Origin of the sequence: Aquimarina sp. Aq78 (assembly GCF_900299525.1) — a bacterium.
Taxonomy (GTDB): domain Bacteria; phylum Bacteroidota; class Bacteroidia; order Flavobacteriales; family Flavobacteriaceae; genus Aquimarina.
In genome coordinates, this window is sequence record NZ_OMKA01000007.1 from 115,864 (window position 1) to 139,303 (window position 23,440).

Consider the following 23,440-nt stretch of genomic DNA (forward strand, 5'->3'; position numbering starts at 1 on the left):
AATAAAAATAAATGACAACTACATTTCCCATAATAGAAACAGAACGATTATTGCTAAGACAGTTTACAAATGATGATTTAGAGAATGTATATCTTGGCCTTTCAAATCCTGATGTAATCAAATACTATGGTGTTAGTTTTAATAGTCTTGAAGCTACCAAAGAGCAAATGACATGGTTTGCAGAATTAGAAAAAAATGAAACCGGGATATGGTGGGCCGTTTGCTCAAAAGATGGTGACACTTTCTATGGCGCAGGAGGGCTTAATGCTATAGAAAAAGAAAACAAAAAAGCAGAAATCGGATTCTGGCTTCTTCCTGAGTATTGGGGAAAAGGAATCATGAAAGAAGTAATGCCACTCATTTGTAAATTTGGATTCGAAAACCTAGGATTGCATAGAATTGAAGGATTTGTAGATGCAGAGAATACGAACTGCAAAAATGGATTGGCTAAATTCGATTTTAAATATGAAGGGACTATGGTCGACAGTGAAATCAAAGACGGAAAACATATTAGTGTAGCTATTTATGCTATGTTAAATAAGAATTCATCTTCTAAATAAGAAAAGTATTCCATTTACAGTTTAAATTTATTGTAAATAATATTAGATTGACTCTGGTTCTATTTCTCACTATATTAACTAATAAATATTATGCCTAATATAAATAACTTTACTCTTATCGGTGCCGGAATTATGAGTGCCACTTTAGGTGTACTCATAAAAGAATTAATTCCTGGTGCCCAGATAAACATCTACGAACGATTAGACAAAGTAGGTGCCGAAAGTTCTGATGCATGGAATAATGCAGGTACCGGGCATTCTGCCTTTTGTGAATTGAACTATACTCCCGAGCGAGAGAATGGAGCAATCGATATTTCTAAAGCACTAAGGATTAGTGCTAATTTTGAAGTTTCAAAACAGTTATGGGCATATTTACTAGAAAAAGGTTCTATACAAACAGAAAGTCCGTTTATTAATGATATCGACCATATGAGCTTTTTGTGGGGTGATCAAAACATTGCATTTCTAAAAAAGAGATATGAAGCATTGATTCAATACGACATGTTTAAGAACATGAAATATGCAGAAGATCATAAAGAAATCACCGAATGGATTCCCTTGATTATGACTGGTCGTGATCCTAAACAGAAGGTTGCTGCTACAAGAATGCCTATTGGCACAGATGTAAACTTTGGTGCTATTACACGTGGAATGATAAAATATCTCGAAACCTGTGATGGCGTAAACCTGCATCTTGGTCATGAAGTAGAAGATCTTAAAATGCAGGACAATGGTAATTGGCAAATTGATGTAACAGATTTACAAAGCTCTGAAGAAAAAACAGTTACTACTCAATTTGTTTTTGTTGGTGCTGGTGGCGGATCACTATTACTTCTTGAAAAATCAGATATCCCAGAAGAACGTGGATATGGTGGTTTCCCTGTGAGTGGTCAGTTCTTGCGTTGCAAGAATCCCGATGTTATCGTTAAACACGAAGCTAAAGTCTATGGCAAAGCCGAAACTGGATCCCCACCAATGTCTGTACCTCATCTCGACACCAGAATGTTAGATGGAGAACGTTCATTATTATTTGGGCCTTATGCTGGTTTCTCTACCAAGTTTTTAAAGAATGGCACATATATGGATCTCCCACTATCTATAGAGGCACATAACATTTGGCCCATGTTAGCTGCAGGAATTCACAATTTGTCATTAACAAAATATCTAATCGAACAAGTATATCAGTCTCCTGAAGAACGATTTGCTACATTACAAAAATACTACCCCGAAGCTAAGTTTGAAGATTGGGAGTTAATCACTGCCGGACAAAGAGTACAGATTATTAAAAAAGACAAAGAAGAGGGTGGAGTCCTCAAATTTGGAACCGAAATTGTTACCAACCAGAAAAAGACAATGGCAGTATTACTAGGTGCCTCACCTGGAGCCTCTACCTCTGTTTCTATAATGTTAGATGTTCTGTCAGAATGTTTCCCAGAAGAAATGAAATCAAAACCATGGAGTGATACCTTAAAACAAATGATTCCTAGTTTTGGTAAATCTTTAATTGAAGATGGTAAATTATGCCTTCAAACCAGAAATAGAACAACAGAAATATTAAAGTTACAATCGTCTAGACAGACTCCAACCTAGATCGCTAAACTTTAAAAACACATACATTATATCAATCCTATTGTAATCTAATTTGTTTCTTAAAGTATAAAAATGTTCTACCCGAGGTACACAATTAAGATAAAATAAACTTTTATTAAGTATGAATTTTGAAATATTAGACTTTTTGATTTTAATAGGAGTAACTCAGGGATTCATCTTTGCGATCATAATTCTATTTTCCAAATTCTTTAAAAACAAAGCAAATTTATATCTGGGGATAAGTCTTTTACTTGGAGTTTTTATCAATATTCAATATTGGGCTTTACATTATGACTGGTATAAGGAACATCAAAACTTTAGAATACTAGAGGATATTGAATTAGTATTAGTTTTTCCGGTAACCTTATATTTTTATTACTTAAAATTATTAAATCCATCATTAAAACTTAGAAATAAACAATGGGTATTATTTGTTCCCTTTATTATATCAATAGGGCTAAACTTATATATTGGCGGGCAGTTTTATTTTGATTTATACCCTATTCATAATAAAGCATGGATACCCTATTTTTATACGATAGAATATTATTTTTCAATCCTATTTAATTTAGCATTACTTGTAGTAGAATTTCGTTTGTTATTTAAAAATACAATCAAATATCAACCAGGTATCGGCTATGATCTAAAATGGATACGTTTATTTTATACTTTTCATGTTTTACTTATCTTTTTTTGGATTATAACAAGTGTAGTAGATTACTATTATAACAATGATTATTCTATTATCATATGGCTATTGCTTAATATTCTTTTTTATTGGATTGGTTATCAAGGCATATACAAGTTTACTTTGGCCAAAAACAGATTCGAAATAAGAGAAATTAACAAAAAGAAAGCAAATGAAAAACAGAAAGATGTTGTAAAATTTAAAGAAGGAGAAGACAACCCATATTTTAAAAAATTTATACAACTTTTAGAAACTGAAAAATTATATAGAAATCAACAATTGAGTAGAGATGATATTGCAGTCAGGTTAAATATAAGTATTGGTTACCTTTCTCAAATAATTAATAGTGTCACTCAAAAGAATTTTTCTGATTATCTAAACTTATATAGAGTGAAAGAAGCTAAAATCATGATTTTGGACTCTGAATTTGATAACTATGATATGGTAGCAATAGGACTTGAAGCTGGTTTTAATTCTAAATCTGCATTTTATAAATATTTCAAGAAAGAAACCGGTCATACACCAACTACATTTAAAAAAATATACAAAGAACAGCTATAATCATAAAAAGAGTCCATAATTGTTCAATTCTAACTTTTGGAGACTTCTAACTTTTAAAACCAAGCTAATTTTGCTCAAAACAAAAAAAGAAAAATTATGAGCAAAAAATTAATTGTATTCGTTTTAATAGGATTAAGTATTACTTTTTCATGCAGTACCGATGATGATATCGTCGGCACAATTAATGAAACATTTATTATCGGTCAATGGCAATTATCCAGTTCTACTAAAAATGGAACTAATGTTGATTTAGATGCCTGTGACCTTATGGAGACTTATGTATTTAACAATTCAAATAAAGTAAGTATTACTCTTCATACTTCTAATACAGAAAATATATGTGAAGAAGATTCTAAAACAACTTATGATTATACTGTTACTGGTGCTAATCTTACAATTAGTAATAATAGTATTTTTGTAGTTTCGACCCCAGAAAACGCCACACTTATTCTCACATCCAAAAGTTCATCAGATACTTTTATAAATACATATAAGAGGAAATAATCAAAAATATACTGTATAAAAAATGTTCAGATTTGATATGATATTAAATCTGGACATTTCTATATAATATTCTCTGAACATATAGCAAAGAAACCTTTTATTACATTTGGCATAATGAAGATTTAACAACATTCACAACAACAAAACCTAGGGTCAGTACGTTAAGATATTCACACACGACCATGTTAAAGAACTCATGAATATATTACCTAAGTACGGGTTACTGCAGTTTAGAAATGCAGCGAGAATATATAGTAAGTCTATTACTGAAAGTCTGCAACTCTTTAGAGAAGAAACAAAATTCCTTAAAACCTCTCTGTTTTTTTCTTATAAACACGATGAGCTTGAAGAACTTGACAGTGCAATTAATTTTTTAAAAGGGTTTGGTGTACTTATCTATGCGGATTACTTATTGTTAGATCAGAGTACTCCAGAAAAACCAAGTAAAATAACCGACAAACAAATCCAACAAAGGACAGAAGAAAAAATAAAGGATAATAAGAAATTTATTTTTCTGGCAACAGAAAATGCCATTAGTTCTAAACGCTGTAAGTGGGAATTACGATATGCCAATACACAAAAAACCAAAGATCATATTGCTATTTTTCCTATACGAGAGGATTATACAGACTATGGAGGATCCGAATACCTGCAAAAATTCCATTACATTCAAAAAAGTGAAACGAATCCAGAAGGATATGATGTTAAATCTCCTAATGGAAAAGTCATAGAACTAGGTGCCTGGCTAGCATCGTAATTAGTTATCTATAACCTTATACAGTAGCATATCGCAGTTAAGTATTTGTTATCCATAATTTTGTATTTCTCATCAAATTTACAAACGCCCGATGAGTCAGACCATTTTTTTTCTTCTTCAAATATTTTTTTAATTTTTTTTTCAATATCTTCATAGTAAATCATAAAAAACTAACAATTTACTGATTATCTGCATTTTTCATTAAAAAAAACGAACTCCAATTGGGGGGTAATGCCCAATAACACGTCTTATATAATAGGCACCATAGTCAATACAAGTAACAATTAATATAGTGCCCACGCTTAACCAATTTCTATTAGTTGTAGGTATACTTACCTATTTATAGTATATCTCTTTGGTATAAACCTTAGTAAAAACACAAAAATGCTTCTAAACAAACCATTTAGTTTACATATACTACATGTTTCATTAACTTCTATGTTAATAAGATACCTTCATATTTTGTATGTTCGATTACTCTTTATATCAAAGATGGTTTTCCTTTTTATTTCAGAATTTCATAAGATTTCACCTACTCTATATACTCCCCAGAATATTCAAAATTATAATTCACTAACTAAAATGTAGTATCATTTTAATTCATGTCTAATCAAATCACAATTATATGAGAAAACAACTCTTAATTTTAATGTGTGCAGTACTGCTATCTAGTATTGGCTATAGCCAAACTACAATAACAGGTACTGTACGGGACATAACAGGTCCCTTACCCGGGGCAACAATTCTAGTACAGGGAACTAGGACTGGAACGACGACAGATTTTGATGGTAAGTATACTATCGAAGCAAGTACTGATCAAACATTAGTCTTTTCGTATTTGGGATATGTCACGCGAGAAATACCGATTGCTAATCAAACCACAATCGATGTTATCTTACAGGAAGATGCAGAAGCCTTAGGCGAGGTTATTGTGACCTCTTTAGGGTTTGTAGAAAAAAGAGATAAACTATCTTCTACTTATTCTAAAATCGATGCAGATAAACTAGTGCAGCCTGTAGAAAATAAGATTATTGATGGTATAGCTGGTAAAGCTGCTGGTGTAAGTATCAATGCCACCTCTGGAGATCCCGGAGCTGGTTCTAATATTCAAATCAGGGGAACAAGTTCTCTGGGAGGCTCTAGTCAACCTCTAATTATTGTAGATGGAGTACCATTAAACAATGATACAATAGAAGGTTCTGGTAGTGGAGATACTTCTGCAGGAGTATCACAGCAATCCAGACTTAATGACCTTAATCCCGATGATATTGAATCTTTTCAGGTATTTAAAGGAGCTTCTGCCGGAGCATTGTATGGTACAAGAGCGCTTAACGGAGTAATTGTAATCACCACAAAAAAAGGTAAAAAAGGTAAAATGAGAATTACCTTTTCTTCTGGTGTTTCTATTGATGAAGTCTCTTACAAACATCCATTACAACAATCTTTTGGGCAAGGTACCAATGGTAATTATAGTCCAACATCTGCTTTCTCCTGGGGAGATAGAATCTCAGACAGAAGTGGAGCTCCAGACGGTGTAGATACTACCGGAGAGTTTTTTGAATCTTTGGTATCCAATAATACTATTTATCCAATTACTCAAAAAAACAGAAGAGAACAATATGTCGATAGTAATTTTGATAAAGTATTTGGTACCGGGGTCACACTCGATAATCGTTTCACCTTAAGTACAGGAAATGAAAAAGGAACCTATTTCTTAAGTGGAGGCCACGTAGATCAAGACGGAACGATTAAAAATAGTTTTTATAAGAAAACTAATTTTACCTTATCTACTTCTCAAAATTTTACAGATAGGCTTACTGCTAATATCAAAGGAAATTACATACATACTAGTTCTAACAGAATCCAACAAGGTTCTAATACTGCGGGGTTATATCTGGGATTACTACGTACCTCACCGGATTTTGATATCACAGACTATAAAGGAGATTACAATAATGGCTCCGGGACTATTGTACAATCACGTCATCGTTCCTACCGAAGATATCTTGGAAATAGTGACAACGCAATTTATAATAATCCCCTTTGGACCATCAATGAGCAAGGAAGTACTGCCAAAGTAAATCGTTTTATTGGTACAGCAGAATTAAAATATCAATGGAACGATAATATCAATTCTATCCTTAGAGGAGGTGCAGATTTTTATTCTGATAACAGGGTGTATTTCTTCCCATACTATACAGCAAGTTCTGCACGAAGGTTTGGTTTACTTAATGACGAAACCATAAATAATGAAGAATATACGATGGATATACTAACATCTTTTAGATATGCATTAACAGAACAACTAAACACCAATGTAATAGTAGGATATGGTATTAATGACAGGAGAAGGAAACGACATTTTATTGAGGCAGATAATTTTATTGCCAATTTCAGAAAACCGTTAGATCCTGTAGAAATCTCGGCAAAAGAAAATATCTCCTCAGAGATTACCAGAACCTCGAGAAGAAATATCCGCTTCTATGGCACTGTTAATTTTGATTATGCCGATCAATTGTTTTTAACCCTTGGTGGGGCTTATGAAAAACATTCTGTACTCCCTAAAAGTGATAATGCATTCTTTTACCCGAGTGCAGAATTAGGATGGACTTTTAGTCGTTTAATCAATGGTTTTGATCCTCTATCATTTGGTAAACTCAGGCTTGCTTTTGGTCAGGTAGGTAATGTCCCTCTGGCGCATAGAGAGGAGACTGTTTTTGAAGTAGGAACTTTTTCTACTTTTTCTGATGCGATAGCACTGGAAGATTTTGGAGGAGGATTTCAATTCGATGAACGCCTTGGGAATCCAAATCTAAAACCAGAAATCAAAACAGAATACGAGGTTGGATTAGACCTTCGTTTCTTTACCAATAGGCTTTCACTATCGACTACCTATTACAAAAACGAAACTAAAGATGTATTACTCAATATAGCAATACCTCCAACATTAGGGTTTTCTGAGATCTATGGAAATGGAGCTACGATAGAAAATGAAGGATTTGAAGCCGAATTGAAATATGATTTTATAAAAAACAGAGATTGGAAAGCTAGTGCTGCAATAAATTTTAGCACCAATAAAAATCTGGTTTCTAAGATTGAAGGAGGAGGAGTTGTTAGCTTTACCCCTGGTAGTTCTATCCAATCTGTAGCCATAGAAGGAGAACCATTAGGAGTTTTGTATACACAAGGCGCTCAACGTAATGCTGATGGAAGCCTGGTATTAGACGCCAATGGTTTTCCAATAGTAGATACCAGTGGTAACAAAGTGGTAGGAGACCCTAATCCAGATTGGTTAGGAGGTTTACAATTAAGTGTATCTTATAAAGATATATCGATATCGGCCTTGTTTGATACCAGCCAAGGTAATGATATGGCTCAAAGAACCCGTTTTATCACTTCATACTTCGGAACCCACGGAGATGTAGGAAATACCATCACTCTAAATGAAGATTTAGTAAATTTTAACGGTGATGTTGTCCCTTCTGGTACAAGCGTAAGAGCTAATATAGGTAACTTCGGAAATGGAAATGTATTACTAGATGAGAGTTATTATAGAAACCTATATGGTTTTGGAGATGGTAAATTAAATGAATTTGCTGTTGGGGATGCTAGCTGGACAAGGTTTAGAGAACTTTCATTATCCTATCAACTTAATTCTCAAGGGTTACAAAAAACAACAGGATTAAGCTCAATTGAATTTACAGCCTCTGGAAGAAACCTGGTTATCTGGACCGATGTAGTTGGTATAGATCCCGACATAAACCAATTTGGAGTTGGTAGAGGAAAAGGGCTGGATTATTTCTCGAATCCAGGAGTGAGAACCTATGCTTTTAGTATTAAGTTTAATTATTAAAAAACGAAATCATGAAGACTATATATAAAATAATAGTATCCTGTATCGTAATCACGATGTTCTCCTGCGAAGATTATCTGGATGTTAATGAAAATCCAAACCAGTTGGTTGAAGTTCCATCTGGAGACCTTCTATTAAAAGGAACACTCTTGGCCAATGCACAGGTACAACAAGGACAACTAGCCAGAACCTCTATGTATTATTCTGGTGGGCTTATTGGATTAAATCTGGTACAGCAAACGCTCTATAATTATGATTATACCCCGGGTGATTCTAATGCCGTATGGGAATTAATCTATAACGGAATATTAGTTCAAAATAATGAAATTAGAAGAATCTCTCCTAACCTCGATTTACTACAAGGGATCATCGATGTTAATGAGGCATTAGCTATTGGTACAGGAACATCTCTTTTTGGAGATATCCCCTATTCTAATGCAGTACCTGATAATGCCAGTTTAGAATCTCCTGATCCTACAATAGACTTGCAAACAGACATCTATAACAATTTGCAAACTTTACTGGACGGAGCAATATCCAAAATAAATAATGCCACTACTAATGTTGGTAGTGAAGATATTTATTTTTCTGGCAATGGTACTTCCTGGGTTGCCGCTGCATACACTCTAAAAGCCCGATATTATTTACAAACCAAACAGTACGATTTGGCATTAAACAATGTAGTAAATGGTATTAACAGTGCATCTGGAACCATGGCTTATAAACCTATTGGTACTGTCGACTCCAACAGTAATATTCTTTTTAATTTTGTAAACAGTAGTCGGGCAGGTGATATGACAGGCGATAATGCCTTTTACCGGGACCTTATAGATCCTGCTAATGCTTCTGGCAGAAATAATGCCAAGACAGATGAAACTGCACGCAGAAACTATTCTTACGTTAGCGGAGATGGAAATCAGGATGATGGTATCGATGGACCATCTACTCCTATGAAATTAGTAAGCTACGAAGAAAATCTATTGATTTGGGCAGAATGTATCTTACGTGTTAATAATGACAATCAAGGAGCTATTGATAAACTTAATGAATTAAGAACTTATCTGGATTCTGGAAATGCATTTAACCTTATCGATGCAGCTGATACATTTAATTATGACCCCTATGTTCTAGCAGATTTTCAAGCAGGAGGAATGGAAAATACTGATAATATAGTGGTAGACAGAGCAATTTTAAGAGAAATTATCGAAGAACGTTATGTAACAGGGTTTAGCACCTATATGCCATTTAACGATACTCGAAGGCTACTAAAATCCGATAGTGATGTTATTGTTCCTTTTCCATTAAACAATGCCACTACCACGATTAATCCTCAACGATTTTTATATCCGCAGGATGAATTAGATAGTAATGCTAACATACCAAACCCAATCCCCGATTTATTCGCTCCTACGCCAGTAAATCAATAGCCTAGTTATTCCATTTTCGGAAACAATTAAAAACCAACGAAGTTAGCTTCGTTGGTTTTTTTATGTAAAATTAGAAATACTATCGAATCTGTTTCCAATCAAATATGATTAGACAAATTTTAACATTTTTAGAATAGGGTAACATCAATACTAAATGTTGTGTATATAAATTGAAAAGTCAAAATAGCTTCATAAATATTAAGATTATTTTCTCACATGATGCAACCCTTTGATTTTTAAATTGTCATTTACTTTTAGTATGGAAACTAATCTATAAACATTATGAGAAACATATTTTCAGTATTCGTTTTTGTTATAATAGGATGTATTGGGTATGCACAAGAGGCACAACTCGAAGAAGATCAAAATCCTAATTATAAAATGGCTATGAATAGATTCTTAAAAAATAGTCAGGAATATACATTACAACAAGGCACTACAGCACAAGAAACCTATAAAGCTATTGATCCTCTCGAAGAAAAAAGAGAACTACGCTCATTACGAAGACAATACAGATCACAAAGAGCATACTGGAGGCATGAACGAAGGTTAGCACGCATCGAAAACACCAGATATTATGACTATGGATCTTATTATGGCCATAGATCGTATGGGTATAACTGGTTAACATTAGGAGTTTTAGGAGCATGCTTCCTTTGGTAATATTATTAAAAAAACACTAATTAAAGTACATTAAATAAAAATCACAAAATGAGAAAATTAATCGCTGCTATAGCAGTATTACTGGTAATATCTTTAACTTCTTCATGCGCAAGAAAAATTACACGTGTAGCTCCGGATACACAAATTGATATTAGCGGACGATGGAATGATACTGATTCACGCTTTGCAGCAGAAGAACTAACACAAGAAGTACTTACAGCAAACTGGATAACCGATCATGTTCAGGAAAAAGGAAAAAAACCGGTGGTTATAGTTGGTTTAATACGTAATAAATCACATGAGCATATAGAAAGTGAAACCTTTATTAAAGATATAGAGAAGGCATTTATTCAACGACAAAAAGTTAGAGTAGTACAAGGTGGCAAAATGCGTGAAGAACTAAGAGCAGAACGTGCTGATCAACAAGACAATTCCTCTATATCTACAGTCAAAAAATTTGGATTAGAAACCGGAGCAGATTATATGCTTCAAGGTAATATTAACTCTATAGTTGATGCACATAAAAGGGACAAAGTAGTATACTATCAAATCGACCTGGAGCTAACAAATATTCAGACTAATGAAAAAGTATGGATCGGAGATAAAAAAATAAAAAAGTTTGTTAAAAACTAATTCTTGATACTCTAAATTCAAACAAAACACCAAGCTTTCTCAGGAAAGCTTTTTTGATAATTGAATATGATCCATATAAAAATGATCTTTCGTGCTGCACTATTGTGTTGCCTTTCAATATTGCTTAGCAATTGTGGTAGTTATCATACCAAGAGTGCACTTTTTCAAGGAAAGGTACAACAAGGTGATGTAGAAGGTGCTATGGAGGTAATTGAGAAAAATAAATTTTTAGGAAAACCCAGAAATCATCTTCTATACTTATTAGAAAAAGGGAAATTAGCATACCTGGCAGGTAATTATACCTTAAGTAATAAACTTTTAAACGAAGCAGATCTGTTTATAGAATCTAATAAAAGAGCTATAGGAAATCAAGTTCTGGGAATTCTTTTAAATCCCGAAAAAGAAACATATAAAGGTGAAGATTTTGAAAAAGTTGCAATACACTATTACAAAGCACTTAATTATATTTTTTTAAACAAATACGACGAAGCCATCGTTGAAGCTAAACGCATTTCATTACAACTACAAAGAATAAATGAAAATTATCCTCCTGAGAAAAAGAATAGATATAATGATGATGCATTTGCTCATATATTGCAAGGTCTATTATACGAAGCTTCAGGAGATATAAACAATGCATTTATTGCGTATCGCAATGCTGTAGACTTATATATAGAAAACCAAGGTAATTATATTGGAGTTAATATACCCGAGCAACTATGCCAGGATATGTTTTATACAGCAAGTGTCATGGGATTTACCGATGAAATAGAACGTTATGAAAATCTATTAAACACTACCTATATTCCTAAAAAAACCACTGAAGGCGGAGAAGCAATTATTTTTTGGGAAAACGGACTGGCTCCTTATAAAGATGAAACCTTTTATACGTTTACCATCTTACCAGGTAACGAAATCGGGTTTCTAACCATCATCAATGAAGATCTCTCTTTAAATTTACCATTACCGATACCAACTGGAGGAGATAATAATTCTGATTTTTCTGATCTGGATATTTTTAATGTTGCATTCCCTAAATATGTGAGCCAGCAATCTCTATACAATAATGCAGAGATACAAGTAGATAGTTTATCATATTCCTTTGAACTAACACAAGATTATGAAGAAATTGCTTTTAAAACTTTAAAAGACAGAACATTTAGAGAAATCGGAAAAATAGCTTTGCGCCTAGGAACAAAGAAAGTTTCAGAATATATAGTAAAAAACCAAAATAACGACTTAGGAGCTTTATTGGGTGTTTTTAATGCATTAACCGAAGGTGCCGATACACGTAATTGGCAGAGTTTACCTAAAAAAATATTTTATACTCGAGTCCCATTAAAGAAAGGAGAAAATACTTTAACCGTTAAACTACGTACAAATCAAGAAGTGCTAACTTCTAAAAATATCCTCATACAGGGAACCGGAGGAATTCAATTTGAAAAAATCACAACCCCAAGAGTTTCTCATCCCAGTCAATAATCAATCTTGTTTATCTTCTAAAGTGTTTTAGCTACTTTTTGTACTACAGCAATAGTTTCATCCAGGTCTTCATAAGTAAGTGCCTCGGTTATAAACCAGGTCTCAAAAGCACTTGGTGCTATATAAACACCGTTGTCTAGCATCCCATGAAAAAACTTTTTAAAAGTGTCGTTATTGCCTTTTGCAGCAGTATCAAAATCCACCACCGCATCCTCTGCAAAATGAACCGAAATCATAGAACCAATTCTATTGATCGTATACGTGATATTATGCTCATCCAAAGCATTAGCAATTCCATGATGTAAGTATTCGGTCTTATCGGTCAGGCTTTTAAAAATCTCCGGGGTACTATTCAACTCGGTAAGCATTGCTAATCCTGCCGCCATAGCTAATGGATTACCACTCAAGGTTCCTGCCTGATACACTGGCCCAAGAGGTGCCAAGTGATTCATAATTTCAGAACGTGCTGCAAAAGCTCCAACAGGTAACCCTCCTCCAATTACTTTACCAAAAGTAACAATATCGGCATCTACACCTGTAAGTTCTTGTGCTCCTCCTTTTGCTAATCTAAAACCGGTCATTACCTCATCAAAAATTAACAATATATCATGAGCATCACATAAAGACCTTAATCCTTCTAAAAATCCTTTTACTGGTGGAATACATCCCATGTTTCCGGCAATAGGTTCTATAATAATACAAGAAATCTCTCCTTTATTAGACATGATAATACGTTCTACATGATCCAAATCATTATACCTTGCTAATAAAGTATCTTGTGCTGTTCCTTTAGTTACACCCGGACTGTTAGGGCTTCCAAAGGTAACTGCACCACTTCCTGCCTGGATCAGGAAAGAATCGCTATGCCCGTGATAACACCCTGAAAATTTAATAATCTTATCCTTTCCGGTATATCCACGTGCTAATCGTACAGCACTCATACAGGCTTCGGTACCCGAGTTTACAAATCGTATTTTATCGATATTAGGTACCATGGCAACAGCAAGTTCTGCAATCTGAGTTTCAATTTCTGTTGGCATTCCAAAACTAGTTCCTTTTTTGGCCTTATCAATAACGGCATCCACTACAGGAGGATGCGCATGTCCCAAAATCATAGGCCCCCATGAATTGATATAATCTATCAATCGATTACCATCTTCATCATATAAATATGCTCCTTTGGCCTCTGTAACAAATATAGGATCTCCTCCTACAGCTTTGAAGGCTCGTACTGGTGAGTTAACCCCTCCCGGGATCACTTTTTGCGCTGCTGTAAATAATGCGCTACTTCTTTTATAGATCATGCTTAATTAAAATCTTCTTCCTCTTCGTCGGCAACTGCTACTTTAAGAACTTGCCCGACCGAGATATTATTATTGACCAGATTATTAAATGCTTTGAGTTCCTCTACAGAGATCTTATATCTCCTGGAAATCGAATATAGAGTGTCCCCTTTTTTTACTGTATAGCCATCCTTATTAGAAATGGAAGTTATAACCGCAACAGCTTCGCTTTTTTTACTTTTCCTTAAAGGTTTTGTACCAAGCACCTCATCGTCAAATTTATCTAAATCATAACGTTCTATAATGGCAATAAGTTTTTGTGGATATTTCTTATCGGTAGCATAGCCTGCTTCACGTAGACCACGTGCCCAAGATTTATAATCCTTTTGTTTAAATGTAAACAGTCTGGAATATCGTTTTCTATCTTTTAAGAATAAAGAATGATCTCTAAATGATTCGCTTGCCTTATTGTATTTTCTAAAACATTCCTGAGAACGATCATCATCATGATATACCCGATCTCCTTCCCAATCATGGCATTTAATCCCAAAATGGTTTCTTGCTTTTTGTGTTAGATCTCCATATCCGGCTCCAGACTCCAATATTCCTTGTGCTAAGGTGATACTGGCCGGGATCCCGTAAGTTTTCATTTCACTTTTAGCAATACCCGAGAACTCATGAATATAGCGTTGCACTTTATCGGTATACGATAATACAGGAAGTGGTTTTCTGGTAGTATGTTCTTCTACTATAACTTTTTTAGGACTTTGCTCAGTCTTGGTTATAACCGTCTGTTTAGGTTTAGGTTTATGCGTTCTCGAAGATGTTACCTTTTTGCTTCCTCCGCAAGAAATCATAACCATAGCAATACATAACAATACAATAAATTTCCTCATTTTAATAATCAAATGTAATAAGGGGTAGTTTCTTTTTCTTTAATTTTTTGTTCATTCCGGCTATCCCTTGCAAACCACCGGTATGAATGGCTAAAATACGAGTATTTTTCTTAAAAACACCTTTTTGTGCCAGGTCAAAAATACCAAAAACCATCTTAACTGTATAGACTGGATCTAATGCAATATGTTGCTGATCGCTAAACACATTCATAAACTCAACTCCTTCCTGGTTTATTTTACCATATCCTCCAAAATGATATTCATGAATGAGTCTCCAATTGGTTTTTGATGTATATTTTTTAATCTCTTTGTCGAGAAAATCACCTTTTAAAGCAGGAAATCCCATAACGGTCTGATGAGGCCCTGTACTATTAATGATTCCTGCGATTGTGCCTCCCGTTCCTACTGCACAACAAATAACATCATAGGTATTATCTTGCGTAGTTAATATTTCCCCACAACCCCTAACAGCCAGATCATTAGTTCCTCCTTCGGGGATAATATAACATGAACCGAACTCATCCTTTAGTTGTTCTAAAAAAGCTGAAGATGTTTTATCTCGATATGCTGTTCTGCTAATAAACTTAAGACGCATTCCTGAAGCACTAGCAAATCGAAGGGTATCATTTTCTGATAGCGTTTTCTCAAGATTGCCAGCCAGTTCTTCTCCTCTAATAATTCCTATGGTTTGTAATCCCATCATTTCTCCTGCAGCAGCAGTTGCAGCAATATGATTGCTATATGCTCCTCCAAAGGTAAGTACAGTAGTGCAACCAGACCTCTTAGCTTCAATAAGGTTATATTTTAATTTTCTGAATTTATTCCCCGAAACGTCTTTATGAATTTGATCTTCTCTTTTGATATCAAGAAACACTCCGGCTTTGTCCAAAATAGAATGTGTAATCGATTGATTTTTTGAAAGTGGTGTTTCCGAAGAAAAAATGTGCATTTATCGATATTTAATAAAACTCCAGAGTTTTCTGGTTTTGAGATAATCGAGGTTATCTTCATTAAGATATGCTTCTCTCTCAAAAGAAATATTACGATAGGCTTGCTGTAAATTTCTATATTGAATAACTCTAAACAAATATTCTGTAAAGTAAAAAATATAAAAAGGCACAACTAACAGTTCTGCCTGCTGTCTTAAATGGATTTTTTCGTGATTAATAAAGACTTCATCCTCTTTGAGGAAAGAATTATTAATCACAATAAAAGGCCAAAGAGCGATCCCAACAAAATGGCGACCTATCAAATATTTGTTAACAACAATGGGCATATAACTGCAAGATACTATTTTTGTAACTATGGACAATCCTAAAAAAGTATTAACTCCAAAAGAAGGAGATTATTATATTACTCCAGAAGGGTATCGTTGTTTTACAGAACAATATCACCTAAGAAGAGGCTATTGTTGTGAGAGTGGTTGCAGGCATTGCCCATATGGCTATGACAAAAAAACAAATAGTTATTCTAAAAAATAGATTTGCTATCTGTCTCATGGTACGATTATTGTGGTTAAATTTGTATATAATAGCTATTGTTAAACCAATATCAAGTGCTTATAAAATGATTGATGAAAACGTATTTTTATTTTCTGATCATCACGACATATTTGATATTATAAAAAACTAGGATTATGAAATTTTTTTCACTTTTATCATTAATCCTTATCATAACTCTTAGTTCTTGCTCCACAGTGCGTGTTGCTTCGGATTATGATAAGCAGGCTGATTTTAATACTTATAAAAGCTTTGCGTTTTACAAGCCTGGAATCGACAAAGCAGAAATTAGCGATCTTGACAAAAAACGTATCCTGCGTGCTATCGAAGCAGATATGACCTCAAAAGGTTTTGCAAAATCAGCAAATCCAGATGTACTGGTAAGTATTTTTACAAAAACTAAGGAAAATGTAAACATCTATCAAAATAATTACGGATGGGGTTATGGATGGGGATGGAATCCATGGTTCTGGGGAGCTGGATACAATACTGTTTCTACGACTACAGAAGGCACTCTCTATATAGACCTTATAGATGCCTCTAAAAAGGAATTGGTCTGGCAAGGAATGGGTTCTGCAGCATTAACCAAGGATGTGAACAAAAAGCAAGAAAAAATGAATGAGATTGTTACCGCTATCTTAGAAAAATATCCACCACAGGAACGTTAAAAAAATACTCTTTTATTTATATTACAAATAGCCTTTCTTTATAAGAAGGCTATTTTTTTGTGTACATTTATACTCAACTTGATACTATAGATGTATGCGTAATTTTCTACTCGGTGCACTTTTAACAGCACTCTTGGTATTTGGAATCAAATATATTATTGATCAATCTAATACCCAAAAAACAGAAGTGGCATCTTCTGGTCTTATTCTGGATCAAATCAAAAACGTTGGTAAGCTCGTGGTTACAGAAGGACACTTTTCTGATATAATTACTTATAAAAATGACAAAACCTATTTTAAAGTAATCTCATCAAAGAAAAAAATAATTGTAATGGTCAATGCCAATGTACAAGTCTCTTATGACTTAAGAAAGATTGAGCATGTTATTGATCAAGAAACAAAAACACTTACTATAACAAAAATCCCTGCTGCAGAGGTTAATATTAATCCGGAAATAAAATATCATGATATTGAAGAGGGGATTATTAATAAATTTAACCCCGAAGATCATAACGCTATACGTAAAATAGTGATGGAACAATTAGATAAAAAAGTAAAAAAATCTACACTTGTTACCAATTCACAAAATCGACTCATTAGTGAATTGCAGAAAATATATATCCTTACTAATTCTCTGGGTTGGACGTTAAAATATAAGGATGCAACGATAGACAGTCAAATAGGTGTAAAAGAATTAATATTTTAAATCTTAAACTATACATCAAAAAAAATGGGAAGAAATAATTCTTCCCATCTATAAATTTAAAAAAATCTGAATTACAGAATTCATTTTGTCCCTTAAACTCTAGTGTTATTACAGATTTACAAATTTGTTACTTCTTTATAACGTTTTACTTTCTAGATACCCTACCCCCCTTTGTCAAAAAAAAAATAAAAATTTTAATATCTCTAAAAAGGTATTCAACTTCTTTAATATGATATCTTAATTCATCGGTATCATCAGGTGTTCTATTTTCTTAATCTATATTTTCGTTCTATACTATTTTCTTTTTCTGCATAAAATTCTTCAACATAATTCATTTCTTTTTCAAGAATACGTATAGAACCTATATTATCTTTACTTGCGTATGCAGTTAACTCATCTAATTTAATTTGATCAAAACAGTATCCAAACAATCCTTTTGCTATTTCTCTACCAAATCCATTTCCCCAGAAACACTCTCTTAACCGATAAGCTATTTCAAATTCTGATCTATCATTTTCATATACTCCACATATACCTACCAATTGATCACTATTACGTTCTATTACTGCCCAGATTTTAAAAAAAATATCAGTATCCTTATAATATCCAATAAAACGATTCAATTCTTGCTTACTCTCCTCAAAATTCATCGTTTTTTTGATATATCTCATTACATTGGGGTTGCCTTGCATATCATAAAAAGACTCTAGGTCACTATCCTCTAGATGTCTCACAAACAGTTTTTTTGTTTCAAATAGTATCATTTTCACTTTACAGATTACACATTATCATACATGACCATTTCTTTTTAAAGTTATCCCAAACCTCTTTTTTCCTTTAGAGGTTCTACTCATAAAAAAGGTACAAGATTTTGTAACCTTTTCTCAAAAAAATTATCAAAAGACAAAAGCATGAGACAAAATTTAAAATAAATATAAACCAAACACACAAATTATGAAATCAATATCAAACATTAACAAGGTTCTAGTTGTGGTTATCTTAATAATTGGATATAGTTGTTCTAGTGATAGCGAAGATGATATTGCACCGCCCCCACCGCCTCCTATGGGTGAAAAACTTACTTATACTGCAAATATCAAAAGTATAATTGATTCTAATTGTATTGGGTGTCATGCAAACCCTCCTGTAAATGGGGCTCCTTTTCCTTTGATAACTTTTCAAAATGTGAGCAACAACGCTTCTGCTATACTTAATGCTGTTTCAAAACAAACAGGTGAATCAGCAGCTATGCCACCCTCGGGAAGATTACCACAGGGAACAATAGATAATATTGATCAATGGATCAGAGATGGATCATTAGAGTAATCAAAATGAAAGTATTCACAATCATATTTTGCCTGTTCATCACTAGTGTTTCTCTTTCTCAAGAAAAATATATAGAAAAAAAAGGAACTATTGTTTTTGAGGCTTCTGAAAAAACATTTGAACCTGTTAAGGCCAAAAACACATCTGTTACTACAATTCTCAATATCAATACCGGTGAAATAGCTTCATTGGCTTTGATGAAAGAATTTAGATTCAGAAATGCTTTAATGGAGGAACATTTTAATGAAAACTATATCGAATCAGACACCTATTCTAAAACCATTTTTAGAGGAAAAATTATAAGATTTAATTTTTTTGAATTATCCGAACAAGAAAAAGAATTTAAAGTTAACGGACAGCTTAAACTACACGGTAAAGAACAAAACATCGAATCGATACTATATATATCAAAAAAAGATGAACACATCTTTATACATGGAAACTTTGCTGTTGCCCCACAGGATTTTGATATCTCTATTCCAAAAATAGTAAGAAATAAAATAGCAAAACAAGTAAAGGTGTCCGTTGATTTTAAATTAAAACAACAATGAAAACCAAAAACTTTATCATTCTTGCTCTGGTATTTTTAGGAGCTATAGGCTTTGTCTTATTCAGTTATGCACAAAAAGAGCATAGAATTATACATACTGAAAAAGCAGGTATCAGTACTACAGCCATTACATTCTATTCAGCATATACCAGAGACAAAGAAGCATTTAATGCCTCTCATCTTGACAAAGCGGTAGAATTAAAAGGTCGGATTACTGCAATAGAATCTAATAGTATTGTTCTAGATCAAAAAATAGCAGTGACTTTAGAAAGAGGTCTTATAGCTTTAAAAATCAACAAAAAAATAACTATCAAAGGAAGATATGTTGGATTTGATGATCTCTTAGAGCAGCTTAAAATAGACCAGGCTGAAGTTACAAGCACCCAATAAATTTAATGTTATGAAAAAAATATTTCTATTGTTTTTGATTCCTCTACTATCGTTCTCACAAGATGATTTACTTCAGGAAATTGATACTAAAAAAGATAACAATCAATATGTCAGCGCTGTTTTTAAGGGATTAAAAATTGTTAATTTTGAATCTACTAAACTAGCTGATAAAGGGTTATTTTATTTAGTTGTTTCTCATAGATTTGGTTCTGTTGAATCAGGGATTGAAGATTTTTTTGGATTAGACCAAGCCGTTACAAGGCTAAATTTTATTTATGGCATTAGTGATAAGATACAAGTTGGTATATCCCGTAGTTCATTTCAGAAAACATACGAAGTTTCTCTAAAATACAGATTGTTAAGACAAAAAAAGAGTGGTTTTCCTTTTACTGTAGTGGGTTATAATAGTGTAACGGTAAATACTGATCTGGATAAAGATAATTTACCCGGCCTTGAGTTTGAGCATCGGTTATCTTATGTATCGCAATTGTTAATCGCCAGAAAATTTAATAAAAACTTCTCACTACAACTGATGCCAACACTTTTATATGAGAACCTCGTAAAAATTAATGATCAGGATAATACACAATATGCCATAGGAATCGGCGGTCGACATAAGCTCACCAAGAGGTGGTCTGTCAATATCGATTATGGACTTCATCTTAATAGAGCTAATAACTCACCATTTAAAAACCCTCTTTCTATAGGATTTGATTTAGAAACCGGTGGACATGTATTTCAGTTACATTTTACCAATGCACAACCTATGAACACAAGTGGATTCCTGAGTCAGGGAACAGGTGACTGGAGTGACGGAGATTTTTTCTTTGGATTTAATTTATCAAGAGTATTTTAATACAATTGTTATGGTGTTTAGAAATACAATCCCTATTCAAAATCTAAAATGTAATAATTGCGCTATAGCCCTAAAAAAGGAAATATTGCAGATTCAAAATATTTCGAATGTGTATATCCATAGTGATTATTCTCATATTTCTTTTAATCATACTTCGGTCAATGATTTATCGAATATTGAAAATATGTTGACTCTTTTAGGGTTTCCGCCTGTAGGCGAAAAAATCAAAAAAAAGAATAATGCAGGATATTATTGTAATGATCAATCCAGAAATTATTGCGTCTTCGAAAAAATTAGTGCATAAATCTCTAACCCAGGTTATGAAATAACTCGATTTTTCTCCATTACTACAAAGAGTAGTTCTACTTCAGGTTTTTAATTTTATTCATAAAAAACGGTCATCTCATCCAATCCTTTTCTTTTTAGATCCGGCACATAGGTAGGAAACTTGGGATAGCCAACTGGGAGTAATAAAAAAGCTCTTTCATTAGCTGGTCTTTTAAGGATATTTGTCAAAAAATTCATAGGGCTTGGGGTATGGGTCAATGTCACCAATCCAGCATTATGAATTGCAGAGATTAACATTCCGCACGCAATCCCTATAGATTCATTCACATAATAGTTATTATGCTTATCACCATTTTCTTCGAATTCATATGCTTTTTTGAATGCAATGATCAACCAGGGAGCTACTTCTAAAAAAGGTTTATTCATATCGGTAGCTAATGGTTCGAGATCTTTTTTCCAACGCTCACTCATCCTGTTCTCATAGTTCGTTTTTTCTTCGATTTCTGCTTCTTTACGGATTTGAGTTTTTAATGCAGGGTTAGAAATGGCACAAAATGTCCAAGGTTGTTTATGAGCCCCAGATGGAGCAGTAGAAGCACTTTTGATAAGATTCTCAATAACCTCTTTTGGAACGTGTTTGTCAGAAAAATCTCTAACAGATCTCCTTTTATCCAACCAATCATAAAATGATTTACTTTTTAAAACTAACTCTTCTTCAGAGAAAACATCAGATTGGTAAGAAACATGGTTATATCCATTGATGGTAATACTACTTGGTGATTCCATTTTTATAGTTTTGTATTATCGTTAATTATTACTTCAATATTCTTATCCTGCATTTATATTGCTATATAAAGTTAACATACTTTTTCTAATTGATACATTTCATTCATTTTTTTCTGAATCAGGTTTTTTGGAATACTTTTTAGTATAAAATTCCTCATTCCTTTTCCGTATTTCCAATGTGCCATTTTTCCTGTAGCCCAGGATTGTTTTACTATTGTATTTACTTTTTGTTTTCGTTTTTCCTGAAATAGCTTGAAAACATTGGCATTGTTTTCATTTTTAATGAGGTTACTCAAATAATAAGCATCTTCGATAGCTTGTGCTCCTCCCTGCCCCATATTTGGAGTTGTGGCATGACCTGCATCTCCAATTAGACAAATATTGTTTTTATACCAATGATTAAGTGGTATTAAATCACTGATATCATTTCTTACTATTTTATCTTGAGATGTAGCTGCGATGAGTTCTTTGACTAATGGATGAAAATTAGCGTATGTTTTCAACAGTTTATCTTTTATCAATGTATCATCGTCTTTTTGATTTGGCTTGCTTAATGAGACAGCAAACCAATACACTTTATCTTTGGCTACTTTTGAGACTCCAAATCGAATTTGATTCCCCCATAGTTCTATTCCTCTGTGCTCAAAATCAGCACTCATCGTATAATCGGCGATACCTCTCCAACAGGTCTGGCCAGAATATCTTGTTTTGCTTGATGGAAAAAGCTGATTTCGTATTTTAGAATTAATCCCATCGGCACCAATTAAAAAATCAGTTTCGACTTTAGAATTATCATTAAAAGTAACCTGGATTCGCCCCTGCTCTGCTTCTTTAAATTCTTTAAACGATTTTCCTAGATGGATTTTTTCTTTTGGAACTTGTTGAAGCAGTAATTTTTGAAGTTCTGCTCTATGAATAGCGATGGTAGAATACCCAAATTTGTCTTTTACATCATGTTGAAAACTATCTGATAAAGGCGACAGATCAGATGTACCTACGGTTACTCTATCGATAGAATTTCCTTTTGCCACAACATCTTCTAGTATCCCAAGCCATTCGAACACCTGCAAAGCGTTTGGAGCGAGCCAAATCCCTGCCCCTACTTCATTTAACTCAGGAGCTTTTTCGAATATCTGATACTCTATCCCACATTTTTCAAAAGCTAAAGCTGTGGTTAATCCTCCGATTCCTGCTCCTACTATTGTATATAACATATCTCGTTTTTATATTAAAAATTTAAAGACTTTACTACATACAGAATAGAAAACTATGCCCTATATCTTAATCAAGAATAGGTTGTACCAAAATCTTTATTTATGGATTCTAAATTTACTCATTTTACAGCAGTTAAATCAAAGAATTCACAATGTTTTGTTTAGTGATTATACCGTTATTTTGTTGACAGGGATATAAAAAAGTTCTCTTCATTAAAGGGAGACAAAGTATCCTAAATACATGACCTATCTCTGCACAA

Annotated in this window: 25 protein-coding genes; 18 read left to right on the forward strand and 7 right to left on the reverse strand. The window is 33.4% G+C overall.

Annotation, left to right across the window (positions count from 1 at the left end; translation table 11 throughout):
- The first annotated feature begins 11 nt into the window (after positions 1-11).
- From DG435_RS08805 to DG435_RS08850, 10 genes are all read left to right on the forward strand, one after another.
- Positions 12-560 (forward strand): GNAT family N-acetyltransferase, encoded by a 549-nt coding sequence (locus tag DG435_RS08805; protein WP_106793246.1) that lies wholly within the window; start codon positions 12-14, stop codon positions 558-560.
- A 90-nt stretch (positions 561-650) separates the two neighbouring features.
- Positions 651-2,150, forward strand: a complete 1,500-nt coding sequence (gene mqo / locus DG435_RS08810; RefSeq protein ID WP_106793247.1) for a malate dehydrogenase (quinone) — start codon at positions 651-653, stop codon at positions 2,148-2,150.
- 121 nt (positions 2,151-2,271) lie between these two features.
- Positions 2,272-3,399 carry an AraC family transcriptional regulator gene (locus tag DG435_RS08815; protein WP_106793248.1) on the forward strand — a complete coding sequence of 376 codons (1,128 nt, stop codon included), beginning with the start codon at positions 2,272-2,274 and terminating at the stop codon, positions 3,397-3,399.
- Positions 3,400-3,495: 96 nt separating this feature from the next.
- The gene (locus DG435_RS08820; RefSeq protein WP_106793249.1) at positions 3,496-3,903 is read left to right on the forward strand and encodes a lipocalin family protein; all 408 of its coding nucleotides are present in this window, start codon (positions 3,496-3,498) and stop codon (positions 3,901-3,903) included.
- A 196-nt stretch (positions 3,904-4,099) separates the two neighbouring features.
- A complete protein-coding gene (locus DG435_RS08825; protein WP_106793250.1) occupies positions 4,100-4,660 on the forward strand; it encodes a TIR domain-containing protein in 561 nt (186 codons plus the stop codon).
- A 625-nt stretch (positions 4,661-5,285) separates the two neighbouring features.
- Positions 5,286-8,513: a SusC/RagA family TonB-linked outer membrane protein gene (locus DG435_RS08830; RefSeq protein ID WP_106793251.1), complete on the forward strand. Its 3,228-nt coding sequence runs from the start codon at positions 5,286-5,288 to the stop codon at positions 8,511-8,513.
- 11 nt (positions 8,514-8,524) lie between these two features.
- Positions 8,525-9,940, forward strand: coding sequence for a SusD/RagB family nutrient-binding outer membrane lipoprotein (locus DG435_RS08835; RefSeq protein ID WP_106793252.1), 1,416 nt, complete (start codon positions 8,525-8,527; stop codon positions 9,938-9,940).
- A gap of 282 nt (positions 9,941-10,222) precedes the next feature.
- Positions 10,223-10,603, forward strand: coding sequence for a hypothetical protein (locus tag DG435_RS08840; protein WP_106793253.1), 381 nt, complete (start codon positions 10,223-10,225; stop codon positions 10,601-10,603).
- 48 nt (positions 10,604-10,651) lie between these two features.
- On the forward strand, positions 10,652-11,236 hold the full coding sequence (locus DG435_RS08845) for a penicillin-binding protein activator LpoB (protein WP_106793254.1): 585 nt from the start codon (positions 10,652-10,654) through the stop codon (positions 11,234-11,236).
- Between the two features lie 66 nt (positions 11,237-11,302).
- On the forward strand, positions 11,303-12,718 hold the full coding sequence (locus DG435_RS08850; protein WP_234387125.1) for a COG3014 family protein: 1,416 nt from the start codon (positions 11,303-11,305) through the stop codon (positions 12,716-12,718).
- 17 nt (positions 12,719-12,735) lie between these two features.
- Here DG435_RS08850 and hemL read toward each other — a convergent pair whose 3' ends face one another.
- From hemL to DG435_RS08870, 4 genes are read right to left on the reverse strand one after another with little or no spacing between them, the layout of a single operon-like run.
- Complete coding sequence (hemL, locus tag DG435_RS08855) at positions 12,736-14,022, reverse strand: glutamate-1-semialdehyde 2,1-aminomutase (protein ID WP_106793256.1); 1,287 nt, start codon at positions 14,020-14,022, stop codon at positions 12,736-12,738.
- A gap of 2 nt (positions 14,023-14,024) precedes the next feature.
- Positions 14,025-14,897, reverse strand: coding sequence for a glucosaminidase domain-containing protein (locus DG435_RS08860; protein ID WP_106793257.1), 873 nt, complete (start codon positions 14,895-14,897; stop codon positions 14,025-14,027).
- A gap of 1 nt (position 14,898) precedes the next feature.
- The gene (locus tag DG435_RS08865) at positions 14,899-15,846 is read right to left on the reverse strand and encodes a 1-aminocyclopropane-1-carboxylate deaminase/D-cysteine desulfhydrase (protein ID WP_106793258.1); all 948 of its coding nucleotides are present in this window, start codon (positions 15,844-15,846) and stop codon (positions 14,899-14,901) included.
- Positions 15,847-16,173 carry a hypothetical protein gene (locus DG435_RS08870; RefSeq protein WP_106793259.1) on the reverse strand — a complete coding sequence of 109 codons (327 nt, stop codon included), beginning with the start codon at positions 16,171-16,173 and terminating at the stop codon, positions 15,847-15,849.
- Positions 16,174-16,201: 28 nt separating this feature from the next.
- Between DG435_RS08870 and DG435_RS25505 the strand changes: the two genes are divergently transcribed.
- The 3 genes from DG435_RS25505 to DG435_RS08885 all read left to right on the forward strand — a co-directional run bounded on the left by DG435_RS25505 (position 16,202) and on the right by DG435_RS08885 (position 17,770).
- The gene (locus tag DG435_RS25505; protein ID WP_159025630.1) at positions 16,202-16,378 is read left to right on the forward strand and encodes a DUF5522 domain-containing protein; all 177 of its coding nucleotides are present in this window, start codon (positions 16,202-16,204) and stop codon (positions 16,376-16,378) included.
- 155 nt (positions 16,379-16,533) lie between these two features.
- Positions 16,534-17,064: a DUF4136 domain-containing protein gene (locus DG435_RS08880; RefSeq protein WP_024771828.1), complete on the forward strand. Its 531-nt coding sequence runs from the start codon at positions 16,534-16,536 to the stop codon at positions 17,062-17,064.
- 94 nt (positions 17,065-17,158) lie between these two features.
- Positions 17,159-17,770 (forward strand): DUF4230 domain-containing protein, encoded by a 612-nt coding sequence (locus DG435_RS08885; protein ID WP_106793260.1) that lies wholly within the window; start codon positions 17,159-17,161, stop codon positions 17,768-17,770.
- Between the two features lie 263 nt (positions 17,771-18,033).
- Here DG435_RS08885 and DG435_RS08890 read toward each other — a convergent pair whose 3' ends face one another.
- Positions 18,034-18,504, reverse strand: a complete 471-nt coding sequence (locus DG435_RS08890) for a GNAT family N-acetyltransferase (RefSeq protein ID WP_159025631.1) — start codon at positions 18,502-18,504, stop codon at positions 18,034-18,036.
- Positions 18,505-18,724: 220 nt separating this feature from the next.
- Between DG435_RS08890 and DG435_RS08895 the strand changes: the two genes are divergently transcribed.
- Genes DG435_RS08895 through DG435_RS08915 form a run of 5 tightly spaced genes read left to right on the forward strand, consistent with a single transcriptional unit; the run spans position 18,725 to position 21,196 of the window.
- Entirely contained in the window at positions 18,725-19,096 is a 372-nt protein-coding gene (locus DG435_RS08895; protein WP_106793262.1) for a hypothetical protein, read from the forward strand.
- Between the two features lie 5 nt (positions 19,097-19,101).
- Complete coding sequence (locus DG435_RS08900; RefSeq protein ID WP_106793295.1) at positions 19,102-19,647, forward strand: YceI family protein; 546 nt, start codon at positions 19,102-19,104, stop codon at positions 19,645-19,647.
- A complete protein-coding gene (locus DG435_RS08905) occupies positions 19,644-20,036 on the forward strand; it encodes a hypothetical protein (RefSeq protein WP_106793263.1) in 393 nt (130 codons plus the stop codon). Before DG435_RS08900 ends, DG435_RS08905 begins: the two co-directional genes overlap by 4 nt.
- A 10-nt stretch (positions 20,037-20,046) precedes the next feature.
- Entirely contained in the window at positions 20,047-20,892 is an 846-nt protein-coding gene (locus DG435_RS08910; protein ID WP_106793264.1) for a DUF5777 family beta-barrel protein, read from the forward strand.
- Positions 20,893-20,902: 10 nt separating this feature from the next.
- Positions 20,903-21,196, forward strand: coding sequence for a hypothetical protein (locus tag DG435_RS08915; RefSeq protein ID WP_159025632.1), 294 nt, complete (start codon positions 20,903-20,905; stop codon positions 21,194-21,196).
- A 77-nt stretch (positions 21,197-21,273) separates the two neighbouring features.
- On the opposite strand, the gene DG435_RS08920 is transcribed toward DG435_RS08915, so the two are convergent.
- Both DG435_RS08920 and DG435_RS08925 read right to left on the reverse strand, forming a co-directional pair.
- Positions 21,274-21,966 (reverse strand): nitroreductase family protein, encoded by a 693-nt coding sequence (locus tag DG435_RS08920; RefSeq protein ID WP_106793266.1) that lies wholly within the window; start codon positions 21,964-21,966, stop codon positions 21,274-21,276.
- Positions 21,967-22,037: 71 nt separating this feature from the next.
- Positions 22,038-23,180: an FAD-dependent monooxygenase gene (locus DG435_RS08925; RefSeq protein WP_106793267.1), complete on the reverse strand. Its 1,143-nt coding sequence runs from the start codon at positions 23,178-23,180 to the stop codon at positions 22,038-22,040.
- Positions 23,181-23,440 lie beyond the last annotated feature (260 nt).

What these genes read in the sequence shown, in the direction of transcription:
- DG435_RS08840 (WP_106793253.1), top strand. Translation starts at nt 10,223, where the DNA reads ATGAGAAACATATTTTCAGTATTCGTTTTTGTTATAATAGGATGTATT.
- DG435_RS08835 (WP_106793252.1), top strand. Translation starts at nt 8,525, where the DNA reads ATGAAGACTATATATAAAATAATAGTATCCTGTATCGTAATCACGATG.
- DG435_RS08850 (WP_234387125.1), top strand. Translation starts at nt 11,303, where the DNA reads ATGATCCATATAAAAATGATCTTTCGTGCTGCACTATTGTGTTGCCTT.
- DG435_RS08820 (WP_106793249.1), top strand. Translation starts at nt 3,496, where the DNA reads ATGAGCAAAAAATTAATTGTATTCGTTTTAATAGGATTAAGTATTACT.
- DG435_RS08915 (WP_159025632.1), top strand. Translation starts at nt 20,903, where the DNA reads ATGGTGTTTAGAAATACAATCCCTATTCAAAATCTAAAATGTAATAAT.
- DG435_RS08910 (WP_106793264.1), top strand. Translation starts at nt 20,047, where the DNA reads ATGAAAAAAATATTTCTATTGTTTTTGATTCCTCTACTATCGTTCTCA.
- DG435_RS08895 (WP_106793262.1), top strand. Translation starts at nt 18,725, where the DNA reads ATGAAATCAATATCAAACATTAACAAGGTTCTAGTTGTGGTTATCTTA.
- hemL (WP_106793256.1), bottom strand. Translation starts at nt 14,022, where the DNA reads ATGATCTATAAAAGAAGTAGCGCATTATTTACAGCAGCGCAAAAAGTG.
- DG435_RS08885 (WP_106793260.1), top strand. Translation starts at nt 17,159, where the DNA reads ATGCGTAATTTTCTACTCGGTGCACTTTTAACAGCACTCTTGGTATTT.
- DG435_RS08825 (WP_106793250.1), top strand. Translation starts at nt 4,100, where the DNA reads ATGAATATATTACCTAAGTACGGGTTACTGCAGTTTAGAAATGCAGCG.
- DG435_RS08905 (WP_106793263.1), top strand. Translation starts at nt 19,644, where the DNA reads ATGAAAACCAAAAACTTTATCATTCTTGCTCTGGTATTTTTAGGAGCT.
- DG435_RS08830 (WP_106793251.1), top strand. Translation starts at nt 5,286, where the DNA reads ATGAGAAAACAACTCTTAATTTTAATGTGTGCAGTACTGCTATCTAGT.
- DG435_RS08815 (WP_106793248.1), top strand. Translation starts at nt 2,272, where the DNA reads ATGAATTTTGAAATATTAGACTTTTTGATTTTAATAGGAGTAACTCAG.
- DG435_RS08805 (WP_106793246.1), top strand. Translation starts at nt 12, where the DNA reads ATGACAACTACATTTCCCATAATAGAAACAGAACGATTATTGCTAAGA.
- DG435_RS08900 (WP_106793295.1), top strand. Translation starts at nt 19,102, where the DNA reads ATGAAAGTATTCACAATCATATTTTGCCTGTTCATCACTAGTGTTTCT.
- DG435_RS08920 (WP_106793266.1), bottom strand. Translation starts at nt 21,966, where the DNA reads ATGGAATCACCAAGTAGTATTACCATCAATGGATATAACCATGTTTCT.
- DG435_RS08845 (WP_106793254.1), top strand. Translation starts at nt 10,652, where the DNA reads ATGAGAAAATTAATCGCTGCTATAGCAGTATTACTGGTAATATCTTTA.
- mqo (WP_106793247.1), top strand. Translation starts at nt 651, where the DNA reads ATGCCTAATATAAATAACTTTACTCTTATCGGTGCCGGAATTATGAGT.
- DG435_RS08870 (WP_106793259.1), bottom strand. Translation starts at nt 16,173, where the DNA reads ATGCCCATTGTTGTTAACAAATATTTGATAGGTCGCCATTTTGTTGGG.
- DG435_RS08860 (WP_106793257.1), bottom strand. Translation starts at nt 14,897, where the DNA reads ATGAGGAAATTTATTGTATTGTTATGTATTGCTATGGTTATGATTTCT.
- DG435_RS08880 (WP_024771828.1), top strand. Translation starts at nt 16,534, where the DNA reads ATGAAATTTTTTTCACTTTTATCATTAATCCTTATCATAACTCTTAGT.
- DG435_RS08865 (WP_106793258.1), bottom strand. Translation starts at nt 15,846, where the DNA reads ATGCACATTTTTTCTTCGGAAACACCACTTTCAAAAAATCAATCGATT.
- DG435_RS08925 (WP_106793267.1), bottom strand. Translation starts at nt 23,180, where the DNA reads ATGTTATATACAATAGTAGGAGCAGGAATCGGAGGATTAACCACAGCT.
- DG435_RS25505 (WP_159025630.1), top strand. Translation starts at nt 16,202, where the DNA reads ATGGACAATCCTAAAAAAGTATTAACTCCAAAAGAAGGAGATTATTAT.